Annotated in this window: 5 protein-coding genes; 3 read left to right on the plus strand and 2 right to left on the minus strand. The window is 49.5% G+C overall.

The genetic code is table 11. The features are described 5' to 3' along the window. Nucleotide 1: 1 nt before the first annotated feature. The 3 genes from AC2YIT_RS31605 to AC2YIT_RS31615 all read left to right on the plus strand — a co-directional run bounded on the left by AC2YIT_RS31605 (nucleotide 2) and on the right by AC2YIT_RS31615 (nucleotide 6091). A complete protein-coding gene (locus AC2YIT_RS31605; RefSeq protein WP_487281853.1) occupies nucleotides 2–1513 on the plus strand; it encodes an acyl-CoA dehydrogenase family protein in 1512 nt (503 codons plus the stop codon). A gap of 516 nt (nucleotides 1514–2029) precedes the next feature. Then, nucleotides 2030–4930: a M12 family metallo-peptidase gene (locus tag AC2YIT_RS31610; RefSeq protein ID WP_487281854.1), complete on the plus strand. Its 2901-nt coding sequence runs from the start codon at nucleotides 2030–2032 to the stop codon at nucleotides 4928–4930. 345 nt (nucleotides 4931–5275) lie between these two features. After that, nucleotides 5276–6091 (plus strand): serine hydrolase domain-containing protein, encoded by an 816-nt coding sequence (locus tag AC2YIT_RS31615; RefSeq protein ID WP_487281855.1) that lies wholly within the window; start codon nucleotides 5276–5278, stop codon nucleotides 6089–6091. A 15-nt stretch (nucleotides 6092–6106) separates the two neighbouring features. On the opposite strand, the gene AC2YIT_RS31620 is transcribed toward AC2YIT_RS31615, so the two are convergent. Together AC2YIT_RS31620 and AC2YIT_RS31625 are read right to left on the minus strand one after the other, a co-directional pair. After that, nucleotides 6107–7452, minus strand: a protein-coding gene (locus tag AC2YIT_RS31620) for an IS3 family transposase (RefSeq protein ID WP_487281856.1) whose coding sequence is annotated in 2 segments (ribosomal slippage) — nucleotides 6107–7114 and nucleotides 7117–7452 — 1344 coding nt in all. Because the reading frame shifts where the segments join, the coding sequence is not laid out codon by codon here. 382 nt (nucleotides 7453–7834) lie between these two features. Then, on the minus strand, nucleotides 7835–8022 hold a 188-nt coding region (locus AC2YIT_RS31625), incomplete at its 5' end, for a hypothetical protein (protein WP_487281857.1).

Consider the following 8022-nt stretch of genomic DNA (forward strand, 5'->3'; position numbering starts at 1 on the left):
TATGTACACCAATGAAGTGATCAAAGGCGCGCCTGTGGATTTGGACACATTTGTCGCGGACATCGTCTCTACCGTCCGAAACGTGCTGGGTGACCGCGAGCCGTTGTCGCCCATGCATCGGGAGCGAATGCCAGCGGCGCTGCTGGATGCAGTCATGGGGAAACAACCGCTTTCGGTATCCATTCCCGTGCAGGCTGGCGGAAGGGGCATGCATATCCGCGAGTCCATGCGGCTACTGGCGGCCACCTCCTACGAATCGGTTCAGCTATCGATGATTTTGGGCATCAACCTGTTTTTGTTTTTGCAACCAGTGGTCAAATACGCAGGAGCGGAGGTGAAGGCGGAAATCTTCCGCCGTTTTCTGGAAGACCGGCAAATGGGAGGCCTTATGCTTACCGAGCCGGACTTCGGAAGCGATGTGCTCAGGCTGGCCACCAGCCACACCGAAAACGGAGGGCACTACCACATTTCGGGGTCTAAACACTGGCAGGGCCTGACCGGCTACGCAAAGTTTTGGCTGATCGCTGCGCGAAAAAAACACCTGTCCGGGGAGCTGGCCGGCGACATCGATTTCTTCGTCGCCGACGGTAATCAATCAGGGCAGCGGATACAAGTCAGCGAATACTATGACAGTCTGGGTTTATATATGTTACCATACGGCTTAAATCAAATAAACATTTCTGTGCCCAAACACCACAAGTTGCAGGGACAGTCAACCGGCATTATGATGATGCTCGATATTTTACATAACAGCCGGTTACAATTTCCGGGCATGGCAATAGGCTTCCTTCAAAGGACGCTCGACGAGGCCGTCGCCTACACCACCACGCGTCGTGTGGGCGGCAACAGTCTGCTCACATACGACAATGTCCAATACCAGATAAGCCGTATGCAAGCAGCGTATACGATTTGCTCGGCCATGTGCGTCCGGACCTGCGCTTTGGATAGTCTTAGTCGCAACGCCTCGGAAATGGGCCTGGAAGCTAACACAATGAAGGCACTTGTTACAGACCTGATGCATGAATCAGCCCAAATGTTGCTGCAACTTTCCGGGGCGAAGGGCTACCGCCTGAGCCAGTTTGCCGGCCGCGCTCTGATCGACAGCCGCCCGTTCCAGATCTTCGAGGGACCGAATGAGATGCTCTACAACCAGATTGCCGAGTCCACATTACGTGCAATGAAGATCACTCGTCAAAATAACCTGTTTAACCACCTGGCCCAAACCCAACCCACCAGCCAGTCAGCAAAGCTATTCAGGGATGAGCTCCACCTTTCAATCGAGTTTTCTATGTCTCAACGCAAAAAAGTAGATTTGGGAAAGATCATAGCGCGCGTCATCGCTGCCGAATATGTCACCGACCTTAGTAACAAGGGCTACCGGAAAGAGCTCATCGACCAGGCGATCCAGCTATTAAAACAAGACATCGTAACATTATTCAGCACTTTTCAATCCAAGCAAAAACCGGCACCGGTCGCTGACTACCACATAGGAAGCTGTTGGTTTAATTTCTAACAGGCCTGAATGTGGCTTGCCGTTTGCAAGTAATTTCTCGGATGACGAGACCTGGCCTCCATAAGCCCAAAACAATGAAGATGAATGGTGCGATATAGTATTGCGCTCAGAGTCGCTGCGACCTTTCGTGGTCATCACCGGAGGCGTGACCCTACCAACCCCTTAAAAATTTGTTGCCGGTCCAAAAACTCCGCAACAAATCAGGTTTGCCGTGTTACAATCAAGACGGAGTATAATTGAGACAGAACTAACCACCAACACCGCAATCAAGTAGATTCGTCTGTCAACAGACCTCAATACCAACGCTGAACAACTGGCTTCAAAAATATACTTACCGGATCGGACCTTCGTGGTGGGTCTTCGGGGCGATGGTGATTACACTGGGCACTGTAAGTTTCCAGAACATCAAAGTGGTGCTCGTCAGCCCGGTCGTTTCATTCAGAGCGGAGCAAAGGTAGGGCAGGGATGCAACCCCGGCCTGCGTTTTCCGGGTCTTTGTCGAAAAATTGCAGAAACATGGACAGAAAGAGCTCTACAATCCTTATTCTCTCAACAATTTTCAGTTTGCTGTTTACGACGCCAGGTGCCGCCCAGCTTCCGGCCGTACCGTGCGGTGTCGATGATAGCAAGTTACCTGCCGAAGTGCAGGCATTGATGGCTGGGGTACAAGCATATATGAAAGCCGACCAGGGACGTACCAACGCGACCGATACGCGTATCTGCCGCCTGGCAGTCGAGGTCGACTCGGAGTTGTACCAGTTTTATGACCGGGATACCAACAGGATAGCCGAGCGCATTATCCGGCAGATCGAACGTTGTTCGAAAATTTTCGAGCAGCAGATTGCCGTCAGGCTAGTGGTCACCGATATTCATATCTATAAGGATGAGGCCACCGATCCGTACGCAGGTATTACGAGTGTTTACGAGGTGTTAGGCAAACTGATCGAATCGGCCCCTCCCAGGGCAACTTTCGACAAACGGGTATTGCTCGTCAACAGGGCGTTCACTCCGAATGGTATCGCCTTGATTGGGGGCGACTATATGGTTGCCCCGCTCGAACATTGTCTGACCATTTTGCACGAATTAGGACATAATTTCGGCTCGGCGCACACGCATAGCTGTGTATGGCCGGGCGGGCCGATCGATTTTTGTAGCGGAATCGAGGATGGCACCTGCGACGACGGGCCCCTGGAACGCACCGTAAAGGATGGCTCGCTGATGAGTTATTGCCGGACAACCGAAGAGATTCACCCATTTTGCCGCGCGGTGATGCGGCAATATGCAGAACAGAAATTTGTAAAAGCTGGTGCGCTACCTCCTAATATCGTATTGCAGCAAAAAAAAGATTATCCCAGGGGGGGCTTTCTGTATTGGCCGGCCGCTGAAACCGCTGCGCATTACCGCATCCAGCTCTCGGAGAATGGCGGCTTTTCGTCGCCGGTTAACCTTATTTCGACCTGTAATGGTATTTCTCTCCGCGGACTGCCGGCAGCGGCTATATGGTATGTAAGGGTAAAAAGTGCGACTGGCGTTGGGGAATCGGAGTGGTCTAATGTGGCCCAGATTACGGTTAGTGGGCTCGATTTTCCCCGGTTAAAAACGCCGGCTGCCGGCACGATCTTCGAAACAGGCACCGATGTGCAAATTGCTTTCGACGCGGTTGAGGGCGCTACCGGCTACGATGTCCAGGTCGTTACCTCAACGGATGCCGCATTCCATGCCGATTATGGCGGTAGCACGGGTGCCACAAACTTCACTTTCCGGGCTTCTGCGGGAATCTACAACTACCGGGTGCGGGCCAAAGGTACCGGTGGTCCGGGGCCATGGTCCGAAGTCCGCCATTTTTCGATCAACCCGTCGCTTGCTGACCGGCTAACGTTGCCGTTCGATGCCTCGTCGGGAGCTGTGCCGCGAAGTTTCCCTTTCAGATACGAAGGGCTCACTCTGGCGGCCAAGGTCAGGGTCACCATCGCCGGGAACGAGGCCATGGATGCCCCCTTTTTTGACCGGTCGTATGAGCCCGACCTACAAATGATCGACTTTGTGCGAAGCTTGCCCGCTAACCGGAAGATCTTCATGCGCGTGACGGAATCGAATGCGGATAGCATGAATTATCCAGCGGGCACGCTTGCCGACCTGAGAATATCCTTCACCACAGGCGGTGAAGATCTCACTCCGAACGTGAAGTTCCTGACCGAATCCGATCAGGTAGTATTCGGTCAGGTCAGGTCTGACCTGACTGTTAGCCGGGGAAATGTCTGGCTTGCCAGCCTGAATAACGGATATGTACAGATTTCCCAGACCGATGGGACATTCAAAGTTTATAACCGGGGCAATACCGGTAACTTGTTGGGATACCTGACAATCCAGGCGCCTGTTAGTACCGACCAGGCCGGTATGCCGGTAGTATGTAACAGCGGGTCCGGCGGGTCTTTTGGGGTTGTGAGGCTTAATGGCGAAGCTCCCGGCCCCGCGGCAACGCTTTCGCGTTTTTCATCGCCCCGAAACATATTCGGGTTCGATGGGTTGCACAATGTCCTACACGATTTCAATTCGATCGTGAAAATTGAAAACGGAATTGAAACCGCCATGGTCGCAGGGGCCAGCGTTGGCTCGGTGGTGACCACAGTGAAAAGCTCTGCCGATAGGATTTACGCGATCAGAAGGGATTTCAGCCAACAGACTTCGGAGGTATTAGTGCTCGATCCACAGAGGCTGACGGCGCTCAGGACGATATCGTCCACCAGCAACGCGGTATTCGAAAGGTATTTCGAGGAAGTCGAAACCACGAAAGATGGAAGCATTTGGATTTTGCAGAAGGACATTGCCGGAGCTGCGTCGCTAGTCCGGGTGAAAGAGAGCCGGATCGAGCGGGTGGACGCCGGACCGCTACCGGGTTCTTCCAGAATAGCCGACATTGCGGCTTCGGGTGGTGATACGCTATATGTGCTTGTAACAGGAGCCAAAACACAGGTTTACAAGCTTTCGTTTTGCCGCCAGAGCGATGTAGGGAAATGCTACGAATTCACGACATTCGGGCCGGAAATTCCCTTCGCGAACTGCGGGGATAAATTATGGGTCGATCACCGGGAAAACATATGGCTCGCCAGCGCGTTCGGACCAGTTCATCTGAAAACCGGAGACATCATCCTTGGCGACGAACCGCCGGTATCGAGCGGGTTGACTGCTTATCCGAATCCTGCGACCACTTATGTCACGATCAACCGCGAAGGTGCCAGCGTGACCAACGCGACCTACCATCTGTCGGACCTCTGCGGAAGGCGGCTCAAGACTTTCCGGGCCGCTACTATGCCCTTCGAGATCGACCTGCGAGAATTTCCGGCCGGCATCTATGTTGTGTGGACCGATAGCAAAAAGCACAGACTGAGCGCGAAAATTGTAGTCAAATATCAGTAAACAACCCGGGGGCTTTCCCGATATTTAGATATAAGAAAGAATAAATAATCTTTACGAACAAGATATTTAGCTTTTGAGATATTATAAAAGAAAACTGCTGACGCGTGTAAGGAGGCTCAGCCTGGGCACATACAATTGGGTTAGCTTAATTATCAATAAGCAAACGAGGGGCTCGATGTTGAAAAGGATAGGGAATGAGTTTGGCGATTTAGCTAAATATGAATTCAGTCGCCCGAATAAAGACTCAATACCGGATATTGCTTTGAAGTGGTGGGCAATCGAACGTGCGTGTAATCGGATGAAGATATATTATATTGCAAGCTCGATCAAGTAACATAAATATAAATGAAGTCCCGGCTTTTAAATTATTTGATTTACCTGATCCCGTTAAGTGTTTGCGGTCAGCAAATGAGTATTAACAGGATCGATGATACCCGCATATCCGCAGATTCGCTTACCCAAAGCCTTCAGCGCCTGATGCAGGCAGCTCGTGTAACAGGGTTACAGGTTACCGTTTTCAACCATGATACAGTTGTGTACAGTAGATCATTTGGCAATAGGGATGCAAAAAGTAAAACCCCGCTACAACATAATACTGAAATTTATGCCGCATCGCTCAGCAAGGTAGTATTTGCCGTTATAACGATGAAGTTGGTAGAACAGGGCATTCTCGCTCTTGACAAACCGTTACAGGAATACATAGATACACCGGTGTATAAACTGGATAACAAAGAGGCATTTCTGAACTTTCATGATCTTAAAAAAGATGACCGTTATAAGCTCATCACTGCCAGGATGTGCCTAAGCCATACTACAGGTTTTCCTAACTGGCGGCAGCTGGAACGGCGGCAGCGGCTTACCATAAAATCGCCTCCCGGCACTCTGTACCGCTACTCTGGAGAAGGATTGAGTTACTTGCAGCTTTTTATTGAAAGACTAACCAACCGGAAGCTGGAAGACCTTGCACAGGAATATGTTTTTAGGCCTTTAAAGATGGATCAGACCAGCTTTATTTGGCAGACAAACTTTGACCAAAATTTTGCAGTAGGGCATGATAAGAAAGGAGCCGTTCTACCCAAACTAACTTATACAACCGCTATTGCTGCCGGTTCCATGGAAACCACCCTGTATGTCTTCAAACTAACTTGGACAACAGCTTAGAGAGTATTTTCAGGTTTATAAAGCTATTAATTTTTGGTTTAGATACTGGATTTTGCGCTGTTTCAGGGTCTGATTTTTGATTTGCTCTCTTCTTTTCAAAATGAGTTCACCGCGGCCAAAGTAGACGTCAGCAGGCGTCAGATTGTTCAGCGATTCGTGGTACCGCTGGTTGTTATAGCGTTCTACAAATTTGCCGATTGCTTCCCTTAGCTGGTCTGGGTGAAAGAAATTTTCGAGCTTGACCACATTTTTCATGGTCCGGTGGTAACGTTCTATCTTTCCTTGCGTCTGCGGATGGGCCGGTCTGCCATGCACCTGTTGCATTTGAAGCGTATTTTTCAGATAATCGCCCAACTCGCTGGATATGTAGCACGCCCCGTTATCTGAGAGCAACTTGGGTTTAGCTTTGGTTTTTATTCTTGCCTTTTTTATAGCAAGCTCAACGGTCCTTTTCACATCATCTGCCTTCATGCTGCTACACAGCTCCCAGTGGATGTAATCGTCGAGAACCGTACTCAGGTAGTAATACCCCCATCCGACTACTTTGAAATAGGTAAAGTCAGTCTGCCACATCTGGTGGACAAAAGCGGTTTTGTCCTTAAACTGATCCGATGCCGCTATTAAAATATGGGTCGGGGCACTGACTAATCCACGTTCTTTGAGTATCCGGTAGACGCTTGACTCAGAGATGAATACCTGCTGCGTGTCGGTAATGTAATGGGCTAGTTCACGGGAGGACAGGTCTGTCTGGTCCAGGGCTAGCTGGACAACCAGGTCTTTCTGCTGTTGAGGGATGCTGTTCCATTGCCGGTTCGACGCTTTCTTCGTGCTCAAAAGGCCATCGTATCCATGATCCAGGAATTTGCTATACCATTTATAAAACGTGCTTTTGGCAATACCAAGCTCCTGCAACGTCTTTTTGACACCCAGTTCGGATTGGGTTACAGTCTGGATAATCTCGTATTTTTCTGATGCCGATAATCTCATAAATCTTCGGTATTTGAGGTTTAATCCAGCATCGTCAAACTTTTTTTTACGATATCATACCGCAAAAACAGATCTGCCACCATTTCTTTCAGTCGGGCATTTTCCTTACGCAGTTCGCTGACTTCGTCTGTCGTGGCTTCTCGCGTCAGATCACCTTCCAGCCGTTTCTTTCCAGCTTCCAAAAACTCCTTGTTCCATTTATAGAATTGAGATTCGTTGATCTGGTGTTTGCGGCACAGCTCGGCGACCGAGATCTCCGCACGCAGCGCTTCCATCACGATCAGTACCTTCTGCTCGGCAGTGAAAAGCCGTCGGGTCTTACGGCGAATGTCCTTAATGTAATTCTCAGGTGTAGGCTTTTTTGTGTTTCCCATGATTTAAAGTACTCATTTTTAGGAAAACACTCTCTTTACTTTCATTCAAAGTTGTCCACTTTTCGCTGACGATTTACAGGTCAGAAACAAAACAGCATCGCGGCCAAGTGTTATTGTGCTTCACAAGAATTCGAATGTTCTTACTCTCAAAACTGAATCAGGACAAACATTATATTTACTGGATGCAGTAATGGGTTCGGGCGAATCACCGAAAAGCTCTTACCAGGCAGGATATCATCTTTTTGGGTAAATGCATAGGGAGTCTAAAAGATTGCGAATATTTCGAAGGGATCTCGTTTAGAAATTATTCAAATCTTTCGCACAGCAGTGTTACCGCGAGAAGGCTGGCAGTCGCCTTCTCGCTTTGCTAATTTTCCTTCGGTCATTTGCGTTTGACAACCATTAAGTGATCTAGACCGGGGTCATTTTTGATCCTGCTGATTTCGTTGTCGACAATTTCGCGGATGTCATCTTTTATTTGCGAGAAGTTCTTCTGTACGACCGCTGTGGAAACCGTCCTTATCCTGGGTATGGGTTTGAACATTTTTTCCCGGGAGGCGATGGCTTTAT

The organism is Dyadobacter sp. SRI_021 (genome assembly GCF_057586235.1).